The sequence below is a fragment of the Acinetobacter sp. AS23 genome (assembly GCF_023612055.1).
Lineage (GTDB): Bacteria > Pseudomonadota > Gammaproteobacteria > Pseudomonadales > Moraxellaceae > Acinetobacter > Acinetobacter oleivorans.
Window position 1 is genome coordinate 3,469,680 of sequence record NZ_CP082274.1, and the last position, 25,890, is coordinate 3,495,569.

The following is a 25,890-nucleotide window of genomic DNA, read 5'->3' on the forward strand; positions in this document are numbered from 1 at the left end:
GTTCTAAAATGCCGTAAAAACATCAATAGTAGCAAATTTCTTGCATCTGCGCTGTAATTCTATAGCCGCTTCATGCTATTTTTGCCATCTTCAAACAGTGGTTTTTTGGGATATGAATGGCTTTAATTCGTAAGCGTCGTTTAACTGAACAACAGCAACGTCGTATTGAAAAACAGCACAAAACTCGCCAAGAAGAGGCCGATACTTCACAAGATCTGGACGGACTCGTTGTACAACATTATGGCCGCCAACTTGAAGTACAAGCACTCTCTGTACCTGAGCATCACCCAGAAAAACCTCAAGTTGCCGAAGGAGAGCCAGAACCTTTCTGGAAACCTATCGAGCTCAAAAGCGTATGGCGCTGTCATACTCGAACAAACTTAGAATTACTTGTGACTGGTGATCGAGTTAAATGGCAAGCTGACCCAAACACGGGTTTAGGTATTATTACAGCCATTCACCCTCGTACCTCTTTACTTACCCGTCCAGACCGTTATCACAAAGTTAAACCTGTGGCAGCAAATATCAGTTTGATTGTGATTGTCTTTTCACCGCTTCCTGAACCTGCACCAACGTTAATTGACCGTTATTTAGTTGCTTGTGCAGATGCTAATATTCCTGCTCTTTTAGTCCTCAATAAGTCTGATTTGTTAACCGAAAATGACCCAATTCTCACACTATTAGAAGAATATAAAACTTTGGGTTATGAGGTGATGATTTGTCAGTCTAAAAAGGGAGATATCTCTGCTTTATCTGAACGTTTAGATGGCGAAACAGTCGCTTTCGTTGGCCAGTCAGGTGTAGGAAAAAGTTCTTTAATTAATGTGCTCATTCCAGAAGCAGAGCAAAAAACAAATATTATTTCTGAAAACTCTGCACTTGGTCAGCACACAACAACCTCTACACGTTTAATGAATTTCGGTAAAAATGGGGCGTTAATCGACTCACCGGGAATTCGTGAATTTGGGCTTTGGCATCTTGATTTAGAAAAAATTCGTATGGGCTTTCCAGAAATTGAAGCACATTTGGGTTCTTGCCAATTCCGTAATTGCACCCATACTCATGAAAAGAACTGTGGGTTAAAACATGCTGTAGAATCTGGTGAAATTTTACCACGGCGCCTAGATAGCTTTTTGCGTTTAAATGATGAGATTCAAGAAGCACAGCAAAAAAACTAATTTTCTGTCCGCTTTGCCCTTGAAGTGGTGATTTTGATCACCATCTATATACGCTATACTCTAGGTCAATTTTGTTTTTAATTTTTTTTAGGTGACTTGTGGAACGCTGGTTAGAGTTTATGGGGAATCACCCCATTTTGTTTGGTACGCTCGGAGTCTTGGTCGTGTTGTTCTTCATTTTTGAAGGTCAACGTAACGGTCGTAAAATTTCACCACAGTCGCTTGGTATTTTAGTGAAAGCGAAAAATGCCATACTCATCGACTTGCGCGATAGTAAAGACTTCCGTGAAGGTCATATTAGTGGTAGCCGCAATATTCCTTTCAGCCAAATTGCAAGTCATGCTGATGAATTAAAAGCAAGTGACCGTCCATTAGTATTTATTTGCAACCTCGGGCAAGTCGCTGGTAGTGCTTTGCAAAAAGTTGCTCACCATGACAGCTATCGACTCGATGGTGGCATTAGTAACTGGAAAGCACAAGGCTTACCTCTTGTAAAAAGCAAACCAAAAGCTTAAGGAGAATTATTATGGCTGCAAATGTCATTGTTTACTCAACTTCTGTATGCCCGTATTGTGTTCGTGCTAAACAGTTACTTGAGCGTAAAGGTGTTGCTTACAAAGAAGTAAATCTTTCTGTTGAAGCACCGGAAGTACGTGTTGAATTAATGCAACGCACTAATCATCGTACTGTCCCACAAATTTTTATTAACGATCAGTTTATTGGTGGTTTTGACCAACTTTATGCTTTAGAGCGTGAAGGTAAACTCGACGAATTATTGGCTTAATCTCGCATCCATATTAAGGAAAAAACAATGAGCGAAGAACAACAAGTTCAACCACAATTAGCTTTAGAGCGTATTTATACAAAAGATATTTCTTTTGAGGTTCCTGGGGCGCAGGTTTTTACTAAACAATGGCAACCTGAACTCAATATCAATCTTTCTTCTGCTGCAGAAAAAATTGATCCAACTCATTTTGAAGTTTCTTTAAAAGTTGTGGTACAAGCCGATAACGACAACGAAACAGCGTTCATTGTAGATATCACTCAATCAGGTATTTTCTTGATCGACAACATCGAAGAAGATCGCTTACCGTATATTTTAGGCGCTTATTGCCCAAATATTTTGTTCCCGTTCTTACGTGAAGCGGTAAATGATTTAGTAACTAAAGGTAGCTTCCCACAGTTACTTCTTACACCAATCAACTTTGATGCAGAGTTCGAAGCGAATATGCAACGTGCTCAAGCTGTTGAAGGTCAAGCTTAATTTTATAGCTTGCTCTAAACTAAAAAAACCGCGTAATTCGCGGTTTTTTTATGTCTGCTATTTCGCTTATTAAACATCAATTGAATGAAGCTGAATTGTAGGAAATTGAAAACCACGGCAAGATAATTCTGAGCGCCATGCCACTGTTAAAATCATATTACCCGCAACGAAGTTTTGATAAGCAAATGTCCCGATCAGTGGATGAGAACATATTCCGCCACGGTCTGTAGGATGTGCTTGAGTATTTAAAGTATTTAAATCTAAACGGATACCAAGGCCTGAAGCTTTTAGAACAGCCTCTTTTGTCGTCCAGACTTTAAACCAATATTCTCTATCTTGTTCTAGACTTTGCCATGTTGCATATTCATCGGGATGAAATGCATGCTGCGCTAGAGCTTCCAAACGTACTTTACGGTCTAACTCTTCAACGTCTATACCGATATCTTTAACATGCTGACTCATCGCTAAAGCATAATATTGTTGGCTATGAGAGTGATTAAAATTTAAATCGTGATTCAATAAATAGGGCTTGCCATGCTCATGCTTTGCAAACTCCAAATCCGTTATTTTAATTTGTAATTTCTGTGCTATCAGCTCGTTTCTAATATTATGTATTTGCTGTTTTTTATAATGATTAAATGTACGAAAGTCTGGAAAATCTTGTTTAGATTTTAAAAGAAGCTGGGACAATGTCTGTGTGTAGACTTCAATATTACGTTTAGACATTATCCCGACCTTATTTAAAATTAATTAGAACTTAACCACATCGCCTTTTAAGGTAACACCCGCCATCATCGCACCTTTATAGCAATCGTAAGTTGTCGTACTTGTAGTTTCATTGGCTTTAAAATAGCTCACAATATTGGTAACAGCGTTTGCACCTTGTGCTTTAGCATTATTTTGCATTTGGATCAGTGCTGAACGTAAAACCCAGTCACACGACGTTGCTGCTGACTTACCAAAACCATTGGTTTTTTTATTAGTCACCGCATCTTTTTGAATGATTTTACCGCCAGACTTTGTACCCTTTAAATAAAACTTTACTGAACCATCTAAAGTCCCATCTGCAACTGCACGGTCTACAGCTTCTTTAAAATTTAACTGATGTACTTCATCTCCAGCCTGAACAGTGGCAGTAAAACCCGCACTTAGCATTGCTACAAATAAAAGTTTTTTATTTAACATTGTTGTGTTCCTTATTGTTTAACACGTTTAAAAATAAGCGATGTATTAATTCCGCCAAAAGCAAAGTTATTGCTCATAATAATGTCAGCATCCAAAGTTCTCGGTTGCTGAACGATATAATCCAGATCACCGCACAATGGGTCGATTTCATCTAGGTTTAAAGTTGGAATAAATCGGCCACGATTCATCATTTCAATGCTCAGCCAAGCTTCAATAGCTCCACACGCCCCCAGCGTATGTCCAAAGTAGCTTTTTAAAGAGCTGATCGGTTTACGTCCTAAAACTGTTGCTGTCGCCTGACTTTCAGCTACATCCCCCTGATCAGTTGAGGTACCATGCGCATTCACATAAGCGATGTCTTTAGCCTCTACAGATGCATCTTTAAGTGCCAATTGCATACAGCGCCCCATCATCTCGGCGTCTGGTTTAGTTACATGTTGACCATCAGTATTGCTACCATAGCCAATCACCTCTGCATAGATATGAGCACCTCGAGCTTTGGCATGTTCGTATTCTTCTAAAATTAAACAGCCTGCGCCTTCACCAATCACCAATCCATCTCGCTTAGCATCAAATGGACGCGGTGTTTTTTCTGGTTGGTCATTCATGCCACTAGTCGCAAACAATACATCAAAAACCGCTGCACCTGCTGCACTGAGTTCCTCTGCACCACCCGCAATCATAACCTGTTGTTTGCCATATTTAATGGCTTCATAGGCTTGCCCAATGGCCATAGAACCAGAAGTACATGCACTTGAGGTCGGTAAAGTTAAGCCTTTTAGACCAAAATATACGGTCATGTTCACCGCACTTGTGTGGGCCATCATACGAATATAGGTTGTTGCGTTGATCTTACTCATGCTCTGATGAAGCAACATGCTAGCAAACTCACCCACGGCCTCTACGCTACCCGCAGAAGAACCAAAAGCAACACCGGCTTCGCCACTAGACAAAATTTCATGCCCAAGCAAACCAGCATTTTGTAAGGCAGTTTCCGCACAAACCACAGACATAAGGGCTACACGCCCCATCCCGCGGGTAACTTTACGGTTAAAGTGTTTTGGAACATGGAATGTTTCAACAGGGCCAGCAAGCTTGGTCCGAAGATCAACATATTGCTCCCACTCTGGCATGTAGCGTATACCGCTTTTGGCGGCGTCAAATCGAGCAAAAATCTCATCGGAGGTTTCACCTAAAGAGGTAATTCCGGCCATTCCCGTCACGACTACACGTTTCATCAGATGAGTCCCCCATTTACAGAAATAACCTGTCGAGTTACATAAGAGGCTTCATCTGAACACAAGAATTTCACCACGCTCGCCACTTCATCGACCTGTCCCATGCGTTGCAACGGAATCATTTTAAGTGCATGTTCTTTGACTTCGTCTGTCACCATTTCAGTTTCGATCAACCCTGGCGCAACACAGTTCACAGTAATTTTTCGCTTCGCTAATTCGAGGGCCAAAGCCTTGGTCGCACCAATCAATCCTGCTTTTGCAGCACTATAGTTAACCTGACCACGGTTACCCATAATCCCAGAAACCGAAGATAAGGTGACGATACGGCCACCTTTACGTAAATGAATCATTGGCATAACTAATGGTTTTAATACGTTATAAAAACCGTCTAGGGACGTTGAAATAACTTCGTCCCAATCTTGATCGGTGAGTGCAGGAAAAGCTCCATCATGAGTAAGACCTGCATTCAATACAACGCCATAGAATCCGCCATGCTGCTCTACATCTTGTTCTAAAATCTGTTGAACAGTTTGGCGTTCATTTACATCAAACATTAGATAATGGCTATTTTTTCCTAACGCTTGAATCTCTTGTACGACTTGCTCAGCCTCTGCCTGACGCGAACGTGCATGTACAGTCACATCAAAACCAGCCTTTGCTAGTTGTAATGCAATCGCTTTCCCAATTCCTCGACTTGAACCTGTTACTAAAATTCGTCTTGTCACAATGTATTCCTAATTCTTTGTGGTTATTCAAATGGTGATTCTGTTGGTTCAAATACACTTAACGTTGCCTGAATGCAGTGCTCAGCATATTGAATTTCACAGGAAAATTGCCCAAGTCCTTCATGAAAATATTGTTGTTCTATTTGAATGATCAATCGAGAACCCAAGGCGAAATAAGGGATCGGTAAATTTAACTTACGCGTTCCCAATAAAAAACCGACTTTTGGCGCTTGTTTTGACTGCTGACCTTGCCAGCCTGAATAAGCACTAATCGTTTGTGCCATAATTTCAATGCTTGCCCATGTCGGCAAACCTTCTGCTTCACAAAACATAAGCTCTGGCGTAATCGTAAGTTCTGCTTGCGCCCGCCCTTCTGCAACCTCAGTTAAATGGTCAATAAATACCATCGGTTGCTCATGAGGAATATATTGAATTGCATCTAGTTTCACTAGGGCTTCACTCCAAAAACAAGACTAATATTACTTCCCCCAAAAGCGAAAGAATTACTCATGACATAGCGGATGGGCTGTTTTAGTTCGGCATTTTGCACATAGTTTTGGTCAGCCAAATCTGGATCAATCTCAACACTTTGATGTAAAGGCAACCAATTTTGATCTTTTAAAACTTGCTCACAAATAAAAGCCTCTATGGCACCCGCTGCACCAAGACAATGTCCAGTTTTATGTTTTGTACTACTTAAAGCAACTTGGTAATCGCCAAAAATTTGCCTTACAGCCTTAATTTCCATTGCATCATTTTGTGGAGTTGCTGTTCCATGCAAATTGATATAACCCACCTCTTGAGCTGAAATACGTGCCATATCTAATGCACGTTGCATAGCTAAAGCAGCACCTTTGCCTTCAGGATGCGGGGCCGAAATGTGCCATGCATCCATAGATTCACCCGCCCCCATTAACATGACAGGTGCTTGTTCTTTACTTAGTACAAAAAACGCAGCGGCTTCACCAATATTAATACCATCACGGTTTAGACCGCAGGGTTGGCAAATATGTTCAGATAAACTCTCTAGGCTATTAAATCCATTTAGAGTCAACTTACACAAGGTATCGACGCCACCGACTAGCACAACATCGGCTAAATCTGCGTGAAGTAATCTCTGCCCTGCAGCTAATGCTTTAGCGCTTGAAGAACAAGCTGTCGAAATCGTATATGCAGGTCCTTCCCATCCTAAGTACTGCTGTAATGCTTTCGCTAAACAGCTCATTTCTTGAGGATAATGAGATATCGATAGATCTGTTTGCCCTTGAAAATATTGCTTAAGTAATAATTCATTATCTGCAATACCAGAAGTCGATGTGCCCACCACAATCGCCAAACGTTTATTTTCAAAGGTTGCTGTATAGGCTTTTAACTCTGTTTCTATTTTAGATAATGCGGTTAATGCAAAACGTAGATTACGTGAATCTACAGACTGTAAAGCATCAGGTACGCTCGAACATAATGGATGCGTATATTGTCCCACCCAAACATCACGATCAGCGATTAAATCATTACGCAAACTCAAAGTTTGCTGCGGCTGTTGTAATGCTTGTTTGATTTGATTAAGTTCGCAGCCTAATGCAGATAAACCAACACTAAATTGTATGCCTACTGCCATTGGAGCTGCATTTGCTGAAGGTAAATGTTTCATGGCGTAGGACTTTCTTCTGTCTGTAAAGTGTTCTCAATCGAACTCAGCGTCATGGTATAAGGGACTTGTTCATTAATCAACTCAATGCTTCCTTGTCCCTGTTTAAGCTGCAACACAGGCTGCTTTTCAATATAAACAACCTGCTTGTCTGCTTGTTGTTTCATCTCTACAGCTTGCTGCCCTAAATGCGAAAACTGAGGGTATGTCGCAAACAAAAGGTCACGCACCACAAATTCAAAAGGCAATAAACGCATTTGATCAATACGCTGTTCAACATGAACCCGATGCCCATCAAACTGTAACTTAAATAATTGCTGCCCTGTCAGGCTTAAAGCGACCATATCCAGTACAGCACCCTTTTGCTGTTGATATAACAAGAAGCTAAAACTTTGCTGCTTCCACTGAACTTCAACTTGATCTTGCCTTTGATAAGTCTGAGCCTGCCATAGAGGACTTTGCAGCCCTTTGGCATGAGGCATGACCTGACAACCATTTAAAAATATAAAGCTACTGAGTAATATCGTTGCCCATTTGCGTTGCATGGTTATCCCTCAAGTACCTGTTCTTGCGCCAAGCCTTCACGACAATATTCTGCCAAAGTGTTGAGTCTACGTTTGGCACTTTTATGGATTGGATTTTTTTCATCCCACGCATAACCAGCCAATAATGAAGAAATCATACGGCGAATACCTTCATTCTGATTTTGCGAGAACACCACATCTTGGAACTCGCCTTCGTACCATGACTCAACATAGGCACGAAATACCTGAATGCCGCGGCGTAATGGTTTTTCATATTCTTCTAACCAGTCGACTTGCTGACCTTGTAAAACTCGTTCAACCAAAGGAACCGCCAAACTTGAAGATTTAAGAGCAATCGTCACACCCGATGAAAAGACCGGATCAAGAAATTCACCCGCATTACCTAATAGCGCATAGTTGCGGTCTGCCAAGTGTTTTACATTCGCTGAGTAGCCCACCAAAGTACGCACTGGTGTATCAAACTTTGCATGGCGCAAGACATGTGACAAGCTTGATTCATCAGCCAAAATACGCTTAAACATTGCCTCTGGTTCATTATCTTCAGCATTTTCGACCGTGTATTTGTCAAAAAATTCTTGTTCTGCAACGACACCGAAAGAAGCACGCCCATCAGCAAATGGAATTAACCAATACCATGCACGGTGATCTTTTTCATGCACCGTAATTAGAATTTTATTGCGATCAAACTCTGGGTCATCTGTAATTCCATCTTCAACATGGGTAAACAGCGCACGTCGTACTGGAAAGTTTGATGGACTCTCCAGATCTAATAATTTTGGCAAAATTCGACCAAAGCCACTTGCATCTAACAAGAATTTAGTTTGAATCTGATAACGCTGTTGTTCTTCATCAATTACTGTAAGTACAGGCTGTTCAGATGCAACATCAACATCTAAGACTTCATGTCCAAAGCGTATGTCTGCGCCATAAACTTGAGCCTGTTTTGCTAGCAAATTGTCAAAATCTGCACGGCGAACTTGCCAAGTTGTTCCCGGACCATCCGTAAATTTTTCTGTAAAGTCATAAAAACTACGCTGTTTGCCACGTAGAAAAGCTGCCCCATTTTTAAATTGAAAAGCATATTGCTCAACATGCTCACGCACTGTTTCTAATAAACCAGCCTCTTCTAAAAATGCCATAGATTGAGGTAACAATGACTCACCAATCGAAAAACGAGGGAAATGCTGTTTTTCAATGACCGTAACGGTATAGCCCTTTTTTCGAAGAAGTGCAGCAGCAGAACTACCTGATGGCCCAGCCCCAATAATCACGACGTCAATTTTTTCTATAGTGCTCATAGCACAACTTCCTTTTTAATTTATTCAAATTATGAATGGTCTTGTAAATTTACAATATGTTTTTCATCTGCGGGCGTTAACAAAGTCGCATAGATAAACGAGAAAATAACCCCGAATAAAACCGTTAAACCAAAACAATGAATTGCATAAGTATGGCTAAATGAAAGTAATCCAAAGCCAAGTAAGGTCGACATCATACATAAAAATAATGCCATTCCAACTACTTGAGGGTGATCATGTCCATGTCGGTAGAAAATTGCATAGTCGACACCAATCCCAATAATCAGGAAAGTCGCCATAATACTAAACAAATTTATTTCGACACCTAACCATGCCTGAATAGCAAAAGTGCTCAGTAATGCCAAACTGACTGGCAGAACCAATGGCACAATCGAACTTAGTCCATAAATAAGCGCTAAGCCAACCGCCAGACCAATTAAGGCATAAATCAGAAGATGTTGAGCCTGCACTCGATGTTCAGCAAACATTTGCGACATTTCGGTAATCGGTTGCTGGAAATGTATATGATCATTCTGAAGCTGCTTTAACACGTCAGGCTGTTTTGCTCCTGTCACCATGACTAATCGCTCATTGGTTTCAGGCTGTAAAAAAGCTAAAGGGTGATCTTTAAATACAGAAAAATCTAATAACGGTTGTGTCGCCAGTTGCTGTTGCCACTGTAAAACATCATTAACATTTAGCCCCATGCTTTGTGCATATTGCTGCAAAGTCGCTTTTGGAATATTTCTTAGTAGTTGTACATTGTGTTGCTGCTCTGCCAATGGTGGAATCCATTGCCCCAGAGCTTGAAATGCACTGATTTTTCCGCTTGTTTGTAACTGTTGCAAGTGGCTAATCAGTTGCTGCTCTTGTTGCTGCATTTCATTTGCAGAAGCGGCTCGTACTACAAAATAATCACTGCTTTGTTGCTGGCCAAATTGTTCACGAACCGCTTGGTCTTGCTGCTTTAAACTCGCGTCCATACCTTGTAAATTACGAATATCATCGTTACTTTTAAGATAGAAAAGACTCACCGTACCTACTGCTAAAATGATTGCAATCAAGCTATAACGGACTGTGGTTCGTTGCTGAAACCATAACCGTGCGTGTCCAATCCACGATAATGCTTTTATTGCTGGCTGGGCATTGAGTGCAGGTAATCTTGGTAATAGTAAAACACTACTGATCCACGCCGCAGTTAATCCTACAATTGAAAAGACTGCAATCTGCTTGAACCCAGGAAACGGAGTAAAACTCAAAAAGATGTAAGCAACCAATGTGGTCATTAAGCCCATAAACAAACTTGGTAATAGCGGTTTTAAAATTTGAAAACCACCAAGCTTTCTATGCTGCGATTGCATCGCCATAAAATAAAATGAAAAGTCGACACAAACACCAATCAGACTTGCACCAAATACTAATGTCATCAGGTGAATTTCACCAAATACCCAATGTGTGACTGCAAACGCCACAAAGCTTCCAGTCGAAACTGCAATAAACTCGGTCGCCAAAGGTCGCAGTGAGCGAAAGCCGAACCAAACCAGAAAAATTAAGCCCAGTGTCGAGCCAACACCAATGGTTGATATTTCCTGTTTAGCGGATTGCGTCCCAAAATTTGAAAATAAAATAGTTCCAGTCCAATGAGATTTTAATCCCATTGCAGCTAACTTTTGCTTAGTTTGCTCAATCCAAGTAGAGGTCTGTTCTTGGTAATCAATATTGTATGGGCTTTGCGTCAACTGTAATACGAAAAGCCGAGAGATACCTTGCTCATGATGAATCGTGGCAAAGCCCTGCTCCATTTCAATATCTTGTTGCGACGGGGTTGCCAACTGCATGGCATAACGGGGGAACAATAATAGCGGGTCTTGCTTAAGTGATTCAGCAGTGACAGGCATGCCTGGACTCATCATCTGCATCAGACTTTGTTCAGTCAGCGCAGCATAATCCTTTTTTTGCAATAAGGCTTGATCTTGAGCACTCAACAAACCTGCGCGATGTTGATACAACTGTTTTGCAAATTGATCAAAATCAAGTTGTGGCTTCAGCGGTTGCCACAACTGACTTTGCTTGGCCTGCGCTGTTAAGAAATGAGTCGCTTGTTGTATCGCAGCTTCATCTTTGGCATCGACCACCACAAATACTTTATTGTTGAGTTGCTCATTCATGTACTGCTGAGTACGTGCAAGTTCTGGGTCTTGCTGAACTTTAGGCAATAACGCAAAAATATTAGTTTGAATATGAATATCTTTATTCAGCCACGTCACGCCAAGCCCCACCGCAATCAGTAGCAGAGCAATTAACCAAAGCGCGGTGAACCTATTTTGCCAGTTGGAAAATCGCATGCTCAGCAGCCGTTAGAGTCGTCGGTTGAGAAGTCTGGTGACTAAAGCGAATGGTCGTTAAATTATTCGCTTTCTCGGTAATTACGATTTGGTTGACGTACTGTTGTCCTTGAGCATCAACACGCACAAATAACTTTTTAAACAAGCTACTTTTCGGAGTTAAGCTCATGCTCCAACCCGCTGGACTATAATTCGCACTTACCACATTAAAATTCTTTGCCAAAGCCTGTTCATTACCAGACATGAGTTGTAAGAATAAAGTCGCGACCGAACTATATGGCGATTGATCAACTTGTATTTGGCTAAATGTACGCTGAGTTTTCTGTACCAATTTGGTTGGGGTAACAATCAAATCTGCTTGTACAGGTCGTTTGATTTGCCAGGCTACACCATAAGATTTTGAGAACAACAAAGAGCCGTTCGATATAAAAGTTTTATTCAACGATGGCAATTTTTTTTGCTGTTCAAAATCAGCACGAACCGTAGGAGACTGTGACAATTGCTGAAAAATTTGAGTGATCTGTGTTGGCGCTGCATAGACCGCACTTAAACTGCTCATCCAAACAGCAGCACCGAAACCTAAAGTTTTGATGAATTGAGACATCACGTATTCCTCTTCGGTTGAAACTCAGACCATGCATTCAAGCGATCAAACAAAACCTGTGGCGATTGAAAACACATTTCACGAGCTTCAATATTCACCGCTACCTGTGTGGTATAACCCTTGGTTAAACGTTTTCCTGACTCAGCATCAAAAATCAAATAATCAATTTTCAAACGGTTTTCCCATTCTTTTAAAATGGCCCGAACCCGAATCTTTTGTTCAAACTCAATACCGTATGCATAGCGAACATGGCTTTCAATCACAGGCCATGCATAGCCTGATTCTTTCATCTGCATATAGTTGTAATGAAATTGATCGAGCAATTTACAGCGCGCAATCTCAAAATATTTTAAATAGTGTCCATGCCAAACCACATTCATGGTATCGACATCATGAAATGGAATTTCAATGATTACATCTGCATGCATTGGCTCACCTTATCCCATAAATTCTGGTTGATTAAACAGTTCAAGTTGGTCTAAACGATCAACAATCTGTTGTAATTCGGTTTGTAATGGTCGGTCTTCTTCGACAAATGCAAAGCTTTGTAAGGTCCATTGCATAAATGCCTGCAATGTTGGACTTAACTGTGTGGTGAGGCCTTTCAAGTGAATCGCCTGCACACTTGCACAGCACAGCGCTGCAATGACTTGCTGTGTTAAGGTAATTACTCGGCTCGCATCACGCGCAGCAATAGTTCCCATGCTAACTTTGTCTTGGTTATGACATTCAGTTGAACGTGAAAAAATTGAAGCTGCCAAAGTGTTTTTTAAGGCTTCAGCCGTCCACGCCGATACTCCGATTTGTACCGCTTTAAAACCATGATTCAGTGGCAAACGTTCAGCCGTTGCACCCGTTAAATTACGTGGTAAACCATGATTCATTTTATGATCGACTAGTTGTGCAATCTGTCTATCCATCAAGTCAGCAATATTGGCAATCATAATTTTTAAGCTGTCCATTGCTTGTGCAATGTGTCCACCGTAAAAATGACCGCCATGCAATACACGCATACCGACTGGATCAATCAATGGATTGTCGTTACTTGAATTCAGTTCATTTTCAATAAACTGACGTAACCATACTTTTGAGTCTTCAAACACACCAATAATGTGCGGTGCACAACGAAGCGAATAACGGTCTTGCAAACGTGGACTTTGATGTGCTGTTTGTACTTCACTATTCAGCCAATCACGTAATTGCTTGGCAATTTGCTGCTGCCCCGGATGGGGCTTCTGTGCAAACAGAACTTCATCAAAATGACTAGGATTACCTTCCAAAGCCAATACATTTAGAGCAGTAATTAAAGTACTTGCAAGTGCAATTTGCTCTGCTTTTTTATAATTTAAACAAGCAATTGCTGTCATCACTGCTGTGCCATTCATGAGCGCCAAACCTTCTTTCGGTCTAAGCGTTAAAGGCTGCATATTCTTTTCAGCATAGACTTGAGCAACTGGAACAGTTTGTCCATCAACATAGACATCACGCTCACCAACTAAGGTTCCCGCAATATAAGACAACGGCGTTAAGTCACCACTTGCTCCGACTGAACCTTCAGATGGAATGACTGGAATTACATTTTCATTCAGCAACCAAACCAAGCGTTCAAGTAGTGCTATCGACACGCCTGAATAACCGCGAGCCAATGAACATAAACGTGTCACGACTACTGCACGTGCAGTGATGACATCTAAATTTTCGCCTAAACCACAACCATGAAAGCGTGAAAGATGTAGAGGTAGTTCATTAACCTGATGTAATGGCACTTCAACCAAACATGAGTCGCCATACCCCGTAGTCACTCCGTAGATAACCCCTTCTTCCTCAAGGAGTTGATCGAGAAAATCAGCGCCTTTTTGAATTAGTTCACGCCACTCAGACGTTTCTGGTAAAGCAACCTGACATTCGCCTCTTGCTACAGAAACGACATCTTCAATACTCAGTGGCTGTTCACCTACGGTTAACACACGCATGTTATTTCGTCCAAAAATTATAAAAATTAAACCATTGATAAGGGGCACGCAGACAATGCTGTTCTAGTACGGCAACGTACGTTTTAGTGATGGTTTGCATACTTTCAATACGCTTAGCACGAGGTAAATTTATCTGCTCGGCAATTGAGTGAATATGCACTTGAAACTGCTGTTGCACTCGATAGCAAAACACCGCAATAACAGGCACTTTAAGTAAATTTGCTAAAATCCATGCACCTTGTGGGAAAGCTGCTGACTCCCCAAAAAAATCAACATGCTGTACACGATCTGACTGCACAGGCACTCGGTCTGCCGCCACAATGACCCACTCACCTTGCTGCATTTTTTCTTGCAGCAACATTGCAGTTTCAATACCCAGCTCATCAACTGATAAAAGACAGACATCTGCCTTATCATTTATTTTTTTCAAAAACTCATTAAATTTTGTCGCGTGCTTTTGGTAAACCAGCACATTAATTTTCTGTGGATGCTCTGACTTAATGGCTCGAAGCAACTCAATATTGCCAAAGTGAGAGACAATAATCAGAGCACCTTTTTGATAATGCTGAGAGAAGTTTTCGTGCCCAAAAACTTGCAGTTCCTGCTCGGGAATATTACCCAACCAGCCCTCAATCTTATCTAAAATACATTCGCCAAATTGCATGAAATGCGCGTAGCTATTTGTCCAATTTGGTTGGTGGTTAAACGGCGACTGTGATCCAGCAAAATGATGCAGTTTTTGTAAATAAAGCAAGGAAGCCTGTCTTGCTGTGGCTGCAAATAACCAATACCACATAATGACAAAATACATCACCAACTTGCATAACCAACGTCCACCAAAACGGTAAAACCATAACATCAGCATAAGGGGCAACATGCCGCCTCGCTCTTTAATGTCATTCCATTTTGGTGAAGCTGAATCTGTCATAATTAACCTTGCAGCTTTTGTTTTAATATCTTCGGCAAGCGAATCAACATACCCATAAACAAAGTTGCATGTGCTTTGCTTAGTCCTAAGTTATCTCGCCAAGCATGAAAATGAGAAATACCCTGCTCTGGATAAACCACAGGCGTTGGTACATTAATAAAAGGAGTATTTTCCCACTTTAAACGCACTAAAATTTCACTATCAAAACCCATACGTGGCTGAAATTTAGCACTATTTAAAACATTTATTGTGCTCTCAAGCGGATACACACGAAACCCGCACATGCTGTCTTTAATTTCAAAAGACAAACTGTTTAACCAGACCCAAAAATGGGTAATGTAACGGCCATATAAGCGCTTTTTAGGAATAGAGGCATCAAAGTATGGCTGACCAATTACCATTGCATCTGGATGTTGTCGAGACTGCTCAATAAATTTTGGAATGTCATCCCAGCAGTGTTGACCATCCGAATCGAGTTGTAATGCATGGCTTAAACCAAGCTCATAGGCTGCACGTAAACCAGTCATTACGGCTTGTCCCTTACCTTTATTCACCTCATGTTCAATTAAGTGAATTTGGGAATATTGCTCGGCCAATGCTTTTAAAATTTGGCTACACGCATCATCACTACCATCATTGACCAACACTATCGGTAGATGAAAACTGTCCAGATAAGAAATCAAATCTGCTAAATAATGTGGATGATTATAAACCGGAACAACAAAGCCGTAATTGGACTGCATTTTTAATCCTCTACTTCTGTTTGCAAGGCAAATAATAATCGCCCTGAAGCCAGAATCTGTTCTGAATCACGTAGTTCAAAACTCACTTTATGCTCTTTTCGAGCAAGCTTGAGTTGTACCACGGCATACGGACGAATCAGGTTTTGAAATTTTAACTGCTCATACCCCTGACACCAGCTCAAATCAGACCAAATTGATTTAGCAAAATGTTGTAAAAAACCTATTTGCCCAACCCCAGGATAAATGGGTTGTGTTGGGAAATGCCCTTTAAAACAAGCTAACTCAGGTGGAAATTCCAACTCCCAAATGTAGTCATCTGAATTTTGTGACTGTGACAGCACTACGGGTTGTAACATAGACTTAAATAGAGTTTTCAAATAATTTTTATTGAGTTTGGACTGAGTATTTTGTGGTAACTGGCTAAGGAAACGCCATTGACGAGGAATCGAGATCGTTTCCAAGCTATCTTTTAGTTGTTGTTTTAAATGGCTGACAAAAGCGGACTTACCGTGCTGTTGTAACTGCTCACGAGCTTGTTCTGTCAGAACAACAATACAACCCAATATTTGACGTTGCTCATGCTCAAGTACCAACACATGACAGTGTTTTACGACATCTAGAGCCTGAATACTTTGCTCAATCGCATCTAGACTCAAGCGCTTTTCTTCAAGTTTTACAATTCGATCTGTACGCCCCATCAACTTAAAGGTCTGACATGTTGCATCGGTCCATGCAGCGCCATCACCTGTGCTAATCCAATCATCTTCATAGGCGTGATTACTCTTAACCATGAGCTGCTGTTCTTCTATACGAATAGCCACATTACTAAATGCAGTCCAAGCATCTTCATCTTTAGCACGATGGGCAATACCACCAGTTTCCGAACTTCCCAAAACTTCAACAATTGGACGATTTAAGAAAGGGCGAATACCACTTTCTAGCTTGCCACCAGAACTAAACACCATTTGACAGTGTTGCAAAACGACATCGGTTGTCCAACGTTTTAATAATGCAGGACTTGAGATCAAATAATTGCTTAATCCCAACGTTTCTAATTGTTTTTGAGCTTGTACCACATCTTCTGGGAATGCCATTTGAGGCACATAAAAACTTCGACCAGTAGCAAGTGGTAGCAGTAATTTAAACAGTAATCCATAAATATGTTGATGACTAACCGTTGCAATCGCGATCGCATGTTCATCAAAACTAAAGCTTTGACTTAACCCTTGAACTTCGTTGAGTAATTGTTTGAGTGTCCTTGGAATTTTTTTAGGTTCACCAGTTGAACCTGATGTATAAAAATAGAGTTGCGCCTGCTCTAAAAAAGCATCGTCTAAGGTTAAAGATGAAGGAACAACTTTTTCAGTATTTTGGCGCTTTAAAAAATAAATCTGCTGTGCTGCAAAATCTTGTTCTAGTTCACGTACTCGATTTGGTGGTAAAAGTACTTGTTTTTTCGCTAGCAAAGCAGCAAAGAATAAAACCAGAAATTCATAGCTATCTGCTTCCCATAAAGCCCAAGTTAGATTTTCCATTTGAGCAATTGCAGTAGCTTGTAAGACCACATCCTGCCAAAAGTAATTAAAACTGGTCGAGTGCAGAGCATCGTCTATACAAAGTGGCTGAGCTGAATCGATGAATTTCTGAAAATGGCAATACATAGTTTTTAATTAATGATTTGAAGAATGTAAACGCTGATGTCGCTTACGCAAAATAAATTCACCAAGGAACAAAATGCCCATCAGCACATAAGAAATAAAGCCATTATAAATGACCCAAACCTGAGTTGAGGTAAAAAGCACAGTGCTTAACGCGATCAGTGCATTACAAAAAAAGAAAACACACCAAACTTTAGTCACCTGTCTGGTCCACTGCACCCCAGAATCAAGTAAATCAGGTTCAACGAGTCGGGCAAAGCGCTCAATCATAGACGGCGGCTTGATGAGTGTCAGCGAAAAAATAATTAATGCGCCTAAACTCATACCGACTGGATATAACTTTAACCACGCATGATTGTGTGACAATAAGCTCAGACTGCCACAAACAATAGCAAAACCGGTTAAAGGCCATAATAATGAGTTACCTTTACCAAAAAGTCTGACGACACCCAACCCGATGAGTAATAGGCTTACCCAAATGAATTGACCGTGTGTCAAACTCCAACCCACAATAAAGGGATACAGCACAAAAAGTGCTGCTATTATCCCTTTAAGAATAAACTTCATTCAGCAGTCATGTTCTGAATAACCGTCACAACATCCAGTACGGTTCTCACATTTTTAAAGTCTTCAGGCTTTACTTGCTTACCTGTTAACTCTTTAATTTTTACAACTAAATCAACCGCATCAATACTGTCGACATCAAGGTCTGAATAAAGATTCGAATCGAGTTGAACAGACTCTGGTTCAATTTCAAACAAATCTTCCATCCATTCACGGAGTTTAGTTAATACTTGCTCTTGAGATAACATCATCACGCTCCTTATGACTTCTGTTGTGCTTCAACTAAAGCAACCAAACTCTGGATTGATTTAAAATGCTGTTTGGTTTCATCCGACTCTGCATTTAAATGAATGTTGTAACGCTTTTTCAAAGCTAGTCCCAACTCAAGTGCATCAATCGAGTCTAATCCTAAACCTTCTCCAAATAGTGGCGCTTCTGTATCAATATCCGCAATAGTGATATCTTCAAGTGCCAAAACATCAATAATCATTTGCTTTAGTTCATCAGCAAGATTGCTCATTTCAAGATAACTCTTCATCAAAAATTTTATAAAAACTACGGCTTAACTGACGAACTTGTTTAGGTCCTACTGTTAAATCGTCTAACAAATCTGATACTTGTACTGCATCTAAAACCTTGACCTCGATATGAAATGGTTGAGATGGTACGTGGTACCATTTTTCATTCTTGGTTAATGTTGATGGTGTGCAGGTAATAATTACTGGACGAATTGGTACATTTGCGCGAATGGCAATATTGGCTGCGCCTCGCTGAAATTCGTTGAGGGTCATCCCTTTTTCAGTGCGCGTTCCTTCCGGAAAAATTAAAAGAGAAGCCGCATTGTTTTCTTTTAGACGCTTTACACAGTCTTCAACAAACTGCTGAGAACCTGCATTTAAAATATAGCCTGCGCTTTGTACGGGTCCTTTGGTAAATGGGTTCGACCAAAGAGACTGCTTCACAACACAATTAGCCTGCTGCATCATACCAATTAGTACTACAACATCAATCAAAGTCGGATGATTGGCAATCACCAACTCTTGACGACTATTTTGTAGCTTTTCCAAGCCTTCTACCGAATAAGTCATGATGCCAAGTTTAACCATCATTTCGGTAAAGCCTTTAAAACTATGTTTAATCACATTTTGTGCACGCTGCTGACGCTTTTCAGAATCAGAGGTTGTCGCATTTAGTACTGGTGCAATCACTGAGGCAATGGCTATGCCACCCAGTCCAAAACTGGCAAAACTAAAACCAGTAGCAGCCACACGCCAGCAATAATTACTTTTTTGCTTGAGGTTTTTAAGATTTAGCATTTGTTCCACCCAAATGCAGATGTTAACTGGTCAGCATCCTGCCAAAAATGAGCAAAAGCAGGAGCATCTGCTTCATCTGTATGCATCCACGCAGTAATTTGTAAATTAGGTTGCTCTAGAGTAACGACGGTAGCCATTGCATAGGCAGAAAAATCGACTGCCTCAGCATAAATATTAGGTAATGGCTCATCATAAGCAACGACTAGGACTCGCTTGATATCAGTCATTGACTTTAAAAGTGCATATGCCTCAATCAAACTTTCAGTCCATGAACAGCTTAAGCTTGTAGAGGGAGTATCATCCTGACATAAAATAGAATAAAGCCCGGAAATTGCATTATGAACAGACGTTGAAAATTGTGTAGGCGATGGAGTTTGTTCATTTAAAACATCTTTTAAGATATTTAAAGTTTTGGCCTCATCACCATATTTTGACACCCAAACAATATAATCGGCTTTATTACCATCTAATGCACCGATCGCGCTATTTAAAGCAAGTTTAGCTAAGGGCGATAACCGTCTACGCTGCATCGCGGGAATGCAGTCGAGAGCTGCGTAGGAGGGCTGAGCATGTGTAAATATAAGCTGAGCAAGATGTAATGTTACCATGCTAAAAAATGAACCCTAAGCCGCGTTATTCTGTCGAAATATAAATTATTTTATAAAGATACTGATTATAGCATTCGTTATAAAATTTACAAAAAATTACGTTTAATACTCACACTTTTTCATAACTCTTGGCATGTGCTCATTTATTTGCAATAAAAAACCCAAAGAAAACTTTGGGTTTTTGAACGTTAAAAAGCTTAACGATTAAATTTTTTCTCTGCTTTTTTAAATTTCTGAATGTAGCGACGACGACGCGCAGCAGTACGTTCATCAATTTGACTCTTACGACCTTCAAACGGGTTTTCAGAAGTTTTAAAGTCAATACGAACTGGTGTACCTTCAAGTTTATATACTTTACGGAACACATTTTCTAAGTAACGACGATAATCCGCAGGAGTCTTATCAACCTTATTACCATGGATCACAATCGTTGGTGGGTTTTGTCCACCCATATGCGCGTAACGCATTTTAATACGTTTTCCACTCACCATTGGCGGTTGATGTGCATCTGTAGCATCATTCAAAATTTGGGTTAATTTCGCAGGTGAAACTTTTAAATGCGATGAATCATAAGCACGGTGAATAGTTGGGTACATATCCCCTACACCCGTACCATGCAAAGCTGAAATAAGGTGCACTTTCGCCCATGGAATAAAGTCAAAACGACGATCAACATCCAATTTACATTGTTTGCGATCATATTCGGTCATGTTATCCCATTTATTAATGGCGATCATCATGGCACGCCCAGCTTCAAGCGCATAACCAATTAAATGCAAATCTTGCTCAACAACCCCTTCACGAGCATCGAGAACCACAACAACCACATGTGCATCTTTAATTGCTTGTAGCGTTTTCACAATTGAGAATTTCTCAATCATTTCTTCTACTTTACCCTTACGACGCACACCAGCTGTGTCAATTAATGTGTATTGACGGCCATCACGTTCAAAAGGAATATAAATCGAATCACGGGTTGTACCCGGTTGGTCAAATGCTACTACACGATCTTCGCCAAGTAATCGATTGACCAAGGTAGATTTACCAACGTTTGGACGACCAATAATAGCTAAACGTAAACCTGTTGCTTTGTCGTGTTCTTCTTCACTTTCGTCTTCAGGAACATTCTCAAGAACATCCTCAAGCATTTGCTGTACGCCACGACCATGGCTGGCAGCAACTTGTAAAGGTTCACCCATACCAAGTTTGTAGAATTCAACCAAAGCCGCTTCTGCATGAACGCCATCTACCTTGTTCGCAACAAGATAAATTTTCTTGCCCAAAGTACGTAGTTCACGGGCAATTTGCTCATCTGAAGCCAATAAACCAGCACGAGCATCAACCACAAAAATAATGATATCTGCTTCATTGATTGCTGTTTTTGACTGCTCGGCCATGTAGTTATCAATACCGCCCTCATTTTCACCAATACCACCAGTATCAACGACAATGAAAGACTTATTCTGATAAGTCGCATCACCATATTTACGGTCACGAGTCAGGCCTGCGAAGTCGGCTACAAGTGCATCACGACTCTTGGTAATCTGGTTAAATAACGTTGATTTTCCGACATTCGGACGACCAATGAGCGCAATAACGGGTTTCATACAATAACCTTAATTCAAGACCAGCCATATCTCATGGCATGAGCATTAAAAACAGTACAGGAGATATATTTTAAGGTCAGAGATGACCATAATAAAAGACGGGGCTTTGAACTGATTTAATTCAAACACCCCGATATTTTTAACAGCATAATTTGTTAAGCGCTTATTTTAGCACAAGCGAACGAAATTAACGATTCTGCCAAATACTTAAATCACCTTTTCGGGTCGAAACATAAAGTTGATTCTCGATAACACGCAATGTGTTAACTTCACCACTTGTTTTTGAACGACCAATTAACTTACCTGTTGTTGGTTCAACAAGATGTAATACGCCATCTAAATCACCTACAACAAGATCTTGTCCTAACACAACTGGGTTACTTAAATGACGGTTTAACAAACTATCATTTTCCCAGATTTTTTCACCAGACGCTAAATCGTAAGCTGTTAACTTACCATCTGTTGAAGAGACAAATACTTTATTGTCATAAACTTCTGGACGTTTAGTACTGCTCGAATCTTCACTCCAAACGACACGTTGAGAAGCAAGATCGGTTACAGTCACTTGACCTTGGAAACTGGTCGTTACCATAAACTGTCCAGCTACAGTAGGATCACCATCGATATCAATTAAACGTTGAATATCAGAACGACCTTCACTTACCGCAACACGACGTTGGAAACGCGGAATACCACTAATGGTATCAATTGCATAAACATATGCATTCGCAGAAGCAATTAATACAGTACGAGGGTCAAGGCCAACTGGTGATGCCTGGCCACGTAAACTAAATTGGACATTCGGTAACTTATAAGCCCAAACTTGTTGGCCTGAAGTAGCATCATGTGCAAATACAGTACCATCATTCGCAATGGTAATAACACGTCCAGATTGAACCAATGACGGGCTTAACAATGCGCCAGATAACTGTGCAGTCCACTTCTGCTCGCCTGTTGCCTGATCTAGTGCGAAGAGTTGACCTTTACTGTTACCAACAACAACAATTCCTTCAGCAGCTTCAACACCAGAACTCAAGCCTAATTTACTGACTTTCTTTTCCCAAATGCGTTGTTTACCACGATATGCAGCTACTTCACCTTTTGGATCAAGCGTGAAAACCACACCATCGTTTGCATCAAGTTGCAAACGTAATGGATCAGCTTTATCTGTAGAAGAAACACTACGCGAAAACACTGGCGTTAAGGTCTTTTTCGACTCGGTTAATTTCGGTAGAGGATTTGGTTTAACTTCTTTTACTTTATTACTAGAACATCCCACCAGTACAGCCGATGCGATTGCAATTGCCAAAGGCAGTTTGAATTTCTGATTCATTAAGACTCTTCCACCTGTGTTTCCAAAATTGGGCGCTCAATCTGTGGATCTTCAACTAAAACGCCAACACTTTCGAGTTTAATTTGTAAAATTTGTCGCTCTTGTTTACGTTCTAGTAACGAATTCCAAGCTGCCTGATACGCTTTTTTAGCAGAATCAACATCTTTCTTAGCAACAAAGATATCACCACGTAACTCTTCTACCGTTGCTTTAAATGCAGGATCGACGTTACCAGACAGAGTTTTTAGTGCTTCATCATATTTGTTTTGCGCCAATTGTGCATCTGCTAAACGCAATTTTACAACCTGAATCAAACCTTCATCTTTAACTTTTGAATTTTCAACTTTCTTTAAGGCTTTTTCGGCAGCAGCATAATCTTGTTTTTCATAGGCTAATTTTGCTAATACAAACTGAGTCTGTATGGCCTGAACAGAGTCGATATCATCTTTTACAATTTTATCTGCTGATGCAGTTACTGAACTTAAAGCATTTGGATTATCGGCACTCGCATTTGCCTCATCCATTAACTGCTGTACTTTTGCAGTTTCTACCTGACTAGTTGCCAGATTCTTTTTTTGCCAGTATGTCCACCCAAAAAAGGCAATCAACGCAATGAGAATTCCGCTAATCATGGCAGAACCATATTTTTTGGCGAACGACTTTAAGCTGTCGAATTGTTCTTCATCACTTAAGCTCATGTGATTGTCCTTTTCCAGATGTTCAGTTTATTTTGTAAATTTTTGGATTAAAAATGGTACGAGGTCAGCAATTGCGACTTGTGACTGTTCAGCTGTTGCTAACTCTTTAATAGCAAACTGCTGCGCTTCCCACTCTCGTTCCCCTAAAATCAAAGCAAAGATCGCTCCAGCCTGATCAGCTTTTTTCATCTGGCTTTTCATGCTGCCTTGTGAACCTGTTTTGATTCGAATACTGCTATTTGCAGCTTCTAACTGGTCACGTAATTGTTCCGCTAAAATCAAAGCATTCGTTTGATAAGCAGGTTCTGCAACCAAAAAGACTTCACAATCGCGAATAACTTCAGCTTGTTCAACTTGCTCAAGCAGAAGCAATAAACGCTCCATACCCATCGCAAAACCAACAGCTGGTACAGATTGATCTGGCTTACCTTTTAATTGGCCAACTAAACCGTCGTAGCGTCCACCAGCACATACTGTGCCTTGCGAACCGAGTGCTGTAGTCGTCCATTCAAAAACAGTCTTGTTGTAATAGTCCAGACCACGTACCAACTTCTGGTTAATTACAAACTGGATGCCAGCAGCAGTCAAATAATCTTGTAACTGCTTAAAATGATCCAAACTATCTTCTTTTAAGAAATCATGCAATTTCGGCGCATTTTCCAGAATTTTCTGGGTAGATTCAATTTTAGAATCTAAAATGCGTAATGGATTTGTTGTTAAGCGACGCTGCGAATCTTCATCCAACGCATCTTTATGCTCATTTAAAAAAGCAACTAATGCATTGCGATACTCTGTACGCTCATCAGTTTCGCCTAAAGTATTCAACTCAAGCTGAACCTTATCAGCAACGCCCATACGTTTCCATAAGCGAGCTGTCAACATAATCAATTCAGCATCAATGTCAGGAGTCGCAACGCCAAAAGTTTCTACACCAAACTGGTGGAACTGACGGTAACGCCCTTTTTGTGGTTTTTCATAACGGAACATAGGTCCCATATACCACACACGTGGCGTAGCGCCGCGCAACAAATTATGTTCAACCAAGGCACGAACACAACCAGCTGTACCTTCCGGACGTAAAGTTAATGACTCTGGTGGGTTGCCTTTATCGAAAAAGGTATACATTTCTTTTTCAACAATATCGGTGGCATCACCAATAGCACGTTTAAACAAGCCCGTTTGCTCAACGATCGGTAAACGAATTTGTTGATAACCATAAGCATCCATTAACGATGCTAAATGTTGCTCAAGACGTCTCCACGCTACTGTTTGCGTTGGCAAGACGTCATTAAAACCTTTGATTGCGACAATTGAACTCATGATGAACTACGAATAATTTCTTTAGATTTAGCTTCTTCAAGCTCTTGGACACGTTGACGAACCATTGTTTCGATTTCATCAACCAATTGATCGGTATCGATTAAATGGCTTTTCTCACCATTACGATAAACCAGTGAGCGAGGCGCAGCCCCAACAACCCCGATATCAGCTTCTTTTGCTTCACCCGGGCCATTTACCTTACAACCAATCACTGACACATCCATTGGAGTACGAATATCTTCTAGACGCTCTTCCAAAGCTTGCATCACTTGAATAACATTAAACTCTTGGCGCGAACAACTCGGACAAGCAATAAAGTTAATGCCGTTAGAGCGTAGGCCAAGCGATTTTAAGATATCAAAACCAATCTTGATTTCATCTTCCGGTTCGGCAGCAAGCGAAATACGCATTGTATCGCCAATACCTTCCATCAATAATCCGCCAAGGGCAATCGCTGATTTCACAGTACCCGTACGGTAAATACCTGCTTCGGTAACGCCAAGGTGTAATGGATTATCAATTTGCTGAGAAAGCAAGCGATAAGCATCCATGGTTAAAAACACATTTGAGGCTTTTACGCTAACTTTAAACTCATGGAAATCAAGGCGGTCTAAAATATCAATGTGACGTAAAGCCGATTCAAGAAGCGCTTGCCCAGTAGGCTCGCCATATTTTTTCTGTAAATCTTTTTCTAGAGAACCCGCATTCACACCAATACGCATTGAAATACCGTGATGACGTGCTGCAGCAACGACCTCACGAACTTTCTGGTCTGACCCGATATTACCCGGATTAATACGCAAACAGTCTGCACCATAATCTGCAACTGCTAAGGCAATTCTATGGTCAAAATGAATATCTGCAACTAATGGTACTGAAACGCGCTTACGAATTGCGCCAAATGCCTCAGCAGCCTCCATAGATGGGACCGAAACACGCATAATATCAGCACCTGCATCAACGCAACGCTCAATCTGAGCAACAGTTGCATCAACATCGCAAGTTTCAGTGTTTGTCATACTTTGCACACTAATAGGTGCATCGCCACCGACATACACCGACCCAACACGAATTTTGCGTGTTGGTCGACGTTTAATTGGGTTCTCTATCAT

At 40.7% G+C, this 25,890-nt stretch carries 29 protein-coding genes; 4 read left to right on the plus strand and 25 right to left on the minus strand.

From position 1 onward, the window contains the following. Positions 1 to 116: 116 nt before the first annotated feature. The 4 genes from rsgA to secB all read left to right on the plus strand — a co-directional run bounded on the left by rsgA (position 117) and on the right by secB (position 2,442). Complete coding sequence (rsgA, locus tag K6I41_RS16415; RefSeq protein ID WP_005302303.1) at positions 117 to 1,178, plus strand: small ribosomal subunit biogenesis GTPase RsgA; 1,062 nt, start codon at positions 117 to 119, stop codon at positions 1,176 to 1,178. A 98-nt stretch (positions 1,179 to 1,276) separates the two neighbouring features. Beyond that, on the plus strand, positions 1,277 to 1,693 hold the full coding sequence (locus K6I41_RS16420) for a rhodanese-like domain-containing protein (protein WP_004794673.1): 417 nt from the start codon (positions 1,277 to 1,279) through the stop codon (positions 1,691 to 1,693). An 11-nt stretch (positions 1,694 to 1,704) separates the two neighbouring features. After that, positions 1,705 to 1,962 (plus strand): glutaredoxin 3, encoded by a 258-nt coding sequence (grxC, locus tag K6I41_RS16425; RefSeq protein ID WP_002114715.1) that lies wholly within the window; start codon positions 1,705 to 1,707, stop codon positions 1,960 to 1,962. Positions 1,963 to 1,989: 27 nt separating this feature from the next. After that, positions 1,990 to 2,442 (plus strand): protein-export chaperone SecB, encoded by a 453-nt coding sequence (secB, locus tag K6I41_RS16430; protein WP_003654925.1) that lies wholly within the window; start codon positions 1,990 to 1,992, stop codon positions 2,440 to 2,442. Between the two features lie 69 nt (positions 2,443 to 2,511). Here the strand turns inward: secB and K6I41_RS16435 are convergent, their stop codons facing one another. From K6I41_RS16435 to ispG, 25 genes are all read right to left on the minus strand, one after another. Further along, complete coding sequence (locus tag K6I41_RS16435; protein ID WP_151988829.1) at positions 2,512 to 3,168, minus strand: 4'-phosphopantetheinyl transferase family protein; 657 nt, start codon at positions 3,166 to 3,168, stop codon at positions 2,512 to 2,514. A 24-nt stretch (positions 3,169 to 3,192) separates the two neighbouring features. Beyond that, positions 3,193 to 3,627: a hypothetical protein gene (locus tag K6I41_RS16440; RefSeq protein ID WP_004794675.1), complete on the minus strand. Its 435-nt coding sequence runs from the start codon at positions 3,625 to 3,627 to the stop codon at positions 3,193 to 3,195. 11 nt (positions 3,628 to 3,638) lie between these two features. Continuing rightward, positions 3,639 to 4,865, minus strand: coding sequence for a beta-ketoacyl-ACP synthase (locus tag K6I41_RS16445; protein WP_111855463.1), 1,227 nt, complete (start codon positions 4,863 to 4,865; stop codon positions 3,639 to 3,641). Continuing rightward, entirely contained in the window at positions 4,865 to 5,590 is a 726-nt protein-coding gene (locus tag K6I41_RS16450; protein ID WP_192835832.1) for a 3-ketoacyl-ACP reductase FabG2, read from the minus strand. Before K6I41_RS16450 ends, K6I41_RS16445 begins: the two co-directional genes overlap by 1 nt. 23 nt (positions 5,591 to 5,613) lie before the next feature. Then, complete coding sequence (locus K6I41_RS16455) at positions 5,614 to 6,039, minus strand: hotdog family protein (RefSeq protein ID WP_000762337.1); 426 nt, start codon at positions 6,037 to 6,039, stop codon at positions 5,614 to 5,616. Further along, positions 6,039 to 7,241, minus strand: coding sequence for a beta-ketoacyl-[acyl-carrier-protein] synthase family protein (locus tag K6I41_RS16460; protein ID WP_250374794.1), 1,203 nt, complete (start codon positions 7,239 to 7,241; stop codon positions 6,039 to 6,041). The genes K6I41_RS16455 and K6I41_RS16460 overlap by 1 nt, the downstream gene beginning before the upstream one ends. Then, positions 7,238 to 7,783 (minus strand): DUF3261 domain-containing protein, encoded by a 546-nt coding sequence (locus K6I41_RS16465; protein ID WP_016142227.1) that lies wholly within the window; start codon positions 7,781 to 7,783, stop codon positions 7,238 to 7,240. The genes K6I41_RS16460 and K6I41_RS16465 overlap by 4 nt, the downstream gene beginning before the upstream one ends. Before the next feature lie 2 nt (positions 7,784 to 7,785). Beyond that, entirely contained in the window at positions 7,786 to 9,081 is a 1,296-nt protein-coding gene (locus tag K6I41_RS16470) for an NAD(P)/FAD-dependent oxidoreductase (protein ID WP_250374795.1), read from the minus strand. 29 nt (positions 9,082 to 9,110) lie between these two features. Continuing rightward, on the minus strand, positions 9,111 to 11,426 hold the full coding sequence (locus K6I41_RS16475; RefSeq protein WP_250374796.1) for an MMPL family transporter: 2,316 nt from the start codon (positions 11,424 to 11,426) through the stop codon (positions 9,111 to 9,113). Then, on the minus strand, positions 11,401 to 12,030 hold the full coding sequence (locus K6I41_RS16480; RefSeq protein ID WP_250374797.1) for a LolA family protein: 630 nt from the start codon (positions 12,028 to 12,030) through the stop codon (positions 11,401 to 11,403). The genes K6I41_RS16475 and K6I41_RS16480 overlap by 26 nt, the downstream gene beginning before the upstream one ends. Then, positions 12,030 to 12,458, minus strand: a complete 429-nt coding sequence (locus K6I41_RS16485) for an acyl-CoA thioesterase (protein ID WP_003654902.1) — start codon at positions 12,456 to 12,458, stop codon at positions 12,030 to 12,032. The genes K6I41_RS16480 and K6I41_RS16485 overlap by 1 nt, the downstream gene beginning before the upstream one ends. 9 nt (positions 12,459 to 12,467) lie before the next feature. Next, the gene (locus K6I41_RS16490; RefSeq protein ID WP_151767333.1) at positions 12,468 to 14,003 is read right to left on the minus strand and encodes an HAL/PAL/TAL family ammonia-lyase; all 1,536 of its coding nucleotides are present in this window, start codon (positions 14,001 to 14,003) and stop codon (positions 12,468 to 12,470) included. A gap of 1 nt (position 14,004) precedes the next feature. Next, positions 14,005 to 14,931, minus strand: a complete 927-nt coding sequence (locus K6I41_RS16495) for a lysophospholipid acyltransferase family protein (RefSeq protein ID WP_250374798.1) — start codon at positions 14,929 to 14,931, stop codon at positions 14,005 to 14,007. Between the two features lie 2 nt (positions 14,932 to 14,933). Then, positions 14,934 to 15,674, minus strand: coding sequence for a glycosyltransferase family 2 protein (locus K6I41_RS16500; RefSeq protein ID WP_250374799.1), 741 nt, complete (start codon positions 15,672 to 15,674; stop codon positions 14,934 to 14,936). A 2-nt stretch (positions 15,675 to 15,676) separates the two neighbouring features. Beyond that, positions 15,677 to 17,335 (minus strand): ApeI family dehydratase, encoded by a 1,659-nt coding sequence (locus K6I41_RS16505; protein ID WP_250374800.1) that lies wholly within the window; start codon positions 17,333 to 17,335, stop codon positions 15,677 to 15,679. A 9-nt stretch (positions 17,336 to 17,344) separates the two neighbouring features. Next, on the minus strand, positions 17,345 to 17,899 hold the full coding sequence (locus K6I41_RS16510) for a COG4648 family protein (protein WP_250374801.1): 555 nt from the start codon (positions 17,897 to 17,899) through the stop codon (positions 17,345 to 17,347). Next, positions 17,896 to 18,150 (minus strand): acyl carrier protein, encoded by a 255-nt coding sequence (locus K6I41_RS16515; protein ID WP_080649511.1) that lies wholly within the window; start codon positions 18,148 to 18,150, stop codon positions 17,896 to 17,898. The genes K6I41_RS16510 and K6I41_RS16515 overlap by 4 nt, the downstream gene beginning before the upstream one ends. Before the next feature lie 5 nt (positions 18,151 to 18,155). Continuing rightward, positions 18,156 to 18,416 (minus strand): phosphopantetheine-binding protein, encoded by a 261-nt coding sequence (locus K6I41_RS16520; protein WP_000067033.1) that lies wholly within the window; start codon positions 18,414 to 18,416, stop codon positions 18,156 to 18,158. A gap of 1 nt (position 18,417) precedes the next feature. Then, positions 18,418 to 19,221: a lysophospholipid acyltransferase family protein gene (locus K6I41_RS16525; protein ID WP_199987233.1), complete on the minus strand. Its 804-nt coding sequence runs from the start codon at positions 19,219 to 19,221 to the stop codon at positions 18,418 to 18,420. Continuing rightward, positions 19,206 to 19,820, minus strand: a complete 615-nt coding sequence (locus K6I41_RS16530) for a beta-ketoacyl synthase chain length factor (RefSeq protein WP_198307471.1) — start codon at positions 19,818 to 19,820, stop codon at positions 19,206 to 19,208. Before K6I41_RS16530 ends, K6I41_RS16525 begins: the two co-directional genes overlap by 16 nt. Before the next feature lie 197 nt (positions 19,821 to 20,017). Further along, positions 20,018 to 21,427 (minus strand): ribosome biogenesis GTPase Der, encoded by a 1,410-nt coding sequence (gene der, locus K6I41_RS16535; RefSeq protein ID WP_004794708.1) that lies wholly within the window; start codon positions 21,425 to 21,427, stop codon positions 20,018 to 20,020. A gap of 187 nt (positions 21,428 to 21,614) precedes the next feature. Continuing rightward, positions 21,615 to 22,760 carry an outer membrane protein assembly factor BamB gene (bamB, locus tag K6I41_RS16540; RefSeq protein ID WP_250374802.1) on the minus strand — a complete coding sequence of 382 codons (1,146 nt, stop codon included), beginning with the start codon at positions 22,758 to 22,760 and terminating at the stop codon, positions 21,615 to 21,617. Next, positions 22,760 to 23,458, minus strand: coding sequence for a YfgM family protein (locus tag K6I41_RS16545; protein ID WP_004794712.1), 699 nt, complete (start codon positions 23,456 to 23,458; stop codon positions 22,760 to 22,762). Before K6I41_RS16545 ends, bamB begins: the two co-directional genes overlap by 1 nt. Before the next feature lie 27 nt (positions 23,459 to 23,485). Next, positions 23,486 to 24,778, minus strand: coding sequence for a histidine--tRNA ligase (gene hisS / locus K6I41_RS16550; RefSeq protein WP_013198977.1), 1,293 nt, complete (start codon positions 24,776 to 24,778; stop codon positions 23,486 to 23,488). Next, positions 24,775 to 25,890, minus strand: coding sequence for a flavodoxin-dependent (E)-4-hydroxy-3-methylbut-2-enyl-diphosphate synthase (ispG, locus tag K6I41_RS16555; RefSeq protein ID WP_004698760.1), 1,116 nt, complete (start codon positions 25,888 to 25,890; stop codon positions 24,775 to 24,777). The genes hisS and ispG overlap by 4 nt, the downstream gene beginning before the upstream one ends.

Coding starts and splice junctions, on each gene's coding strand:
- K6I41_RS16545 (WP_004794712.1), bottom strand. CDS start 23,458: ATGAGCTTAAGTGATGAAGAACAATTCGACAGCTTAAAGTCGTTCGCC.
- K6I41_RS16505 (WP_250374800.1), bottom strand. CDS start 17,335: ATGTATTGCCATTTTCAGAAATTCATCGATTCAGCTCAGCCACTTTGT.
- rsgA (WP_005302303.1), top strand. CDS start 117: ATGGCTTTAATTCGTAAGCGTCGTTTAACTGAACAACAGCAACGTCGT.
- hisS (WP_013198977.1), bottom strand. CDS start 24,778: ATGAGTTCAATTGTCGCAATCAAAGGTTTTAATGACGTCTTGCCAACG.
- K6I41_RS16470 (WP_250374795.1), bottom strand. CDS start 9,081: ATGAGCACTATAGAAAAAATTGACGTCGTGATTATTGGGGCTGGGCCA.
- K6I41_RS16500 (WP_250374799.1), bottom strand. CDS start 15,674: ATGCAGTCCAATTACGGCTTTGTTGTTCCGGTTTATAATCATCCACAT.
- K6I41_RS16460 (WP_250374794.1), bottom strand. CDS start 7,241: ATGAAACATTTACCTTCAGCAAATGCAGCTCCAATGGCAGTAGGCATA.
- bamB (WP_250374802.1), bottom strand. CDS start 22,760: ATGAATCAGAAATTCAAACTGCCTTTGGCAATTGCAATCGCATCGGCT.
- K6I41_RS16480 (WP_250374797.1), bottom strand. CDS start 12,030: ATGTCTCAATTCATCAAAACTTTAGGTTTCGGTGCTGCTGTTTGGATG.
- secB (WP_003654925.1), top strand. CDS start 1,990: ATGAGCGAAGAACAACAAGTTCAACCACAATTAGCTTTAGAGCGTATT.
- K6I41_RS16440 (WP_004794675.1), bottom strand. CDS start 3,627: ATGTTAAATAAAAAACTTTTATTTGTAGCAATGCTAAGTGCGGGTTTT.
- grxC (WP_002114715.1), top strand. CDS start 1,705: ATGGCTGCAAATGTCATTGTTTACTCAACTTCTGTATGCCCGTATTGT.
- ispG (WP_004698760.1), bottom strand. CDS start 25,890: ATGATAGAGAACCCAATTAAACGTCGACCAACACGCAAAATTCGTGTT.
- K6I41_RS16490 (WP_151767333.1), bottom strand. CDS start 14,003: ATGCGTGTGTTAACCGTAGGTGAACAGCCACTGAGTATTGAAGATGTC.
- K6I41_RS16485 (WP_003654902.1), bottom strand. CDS start 12,458: ATGCATGCAGATGTAATCATTGAAATTCCATTTCATGATGTCGATACC.
- K6I41_RS16530 (WP_198307471.1), bottom strand. CDS start 19,820: ATGGTAACATTACATCTTGCTCAGCTTATATTTACACATGCTCAGCCC.
- K6I41_RS16465 (WP_016142227.1), bottom strand. CDS start 7,783: ATGCAACGCAAATGGGCAACGATATTACTCAGTAGCTTTATATTTTTA.
- K6I41_RS16495 (WP_250374798.1), bottom strand. CDS start 14,931: ATGACAGATTCAGCTTCACCAAAATGGAATGACATTAAAGAGCGAGGC.
- der (WP_004794708.1), bottom strand. CDS start 21,427: ATGAAACCCGTTATTGCGCTCATTGGTCGTCCGAATGTCGGAAAATCA.
- K6I41_RS16445 (WP_111855463.1), bottom strand. CDS start 4,865: ATGAAACGTGTAGTCGTGACGGGAATGGCCGGAATTACCTCTTTAGGT.
- K6I41_RS16435 (WP_151988829.1), bottom strand. CDS start 3,168: ATGTCTAAACGTAATATTGAAGTCTACACACAGACATTGTCCCAGCTT.
- K6I41_RS16475 (WP_250374796.1), bottom strand. CDS start 11,426: ATGCGATTTTCCAACTGGCAAAATAGGTTCACCGCGCTTTGGTTAATT.
- K6I41_RS16520 (WP_000067033.1), bottom strand. CDS start 18,416: ATGAGCAATCTTGCTGATGAACTAAAGCAAATGATTATTGATGTTTTG.
- K6I41_RS16510 (WP_250374801.1), bottom strand. CDS start 17,899: ATGAAGTTTATTCTTAAAGGGATAATAGCAGCACTTTTTGTGCTGTAT.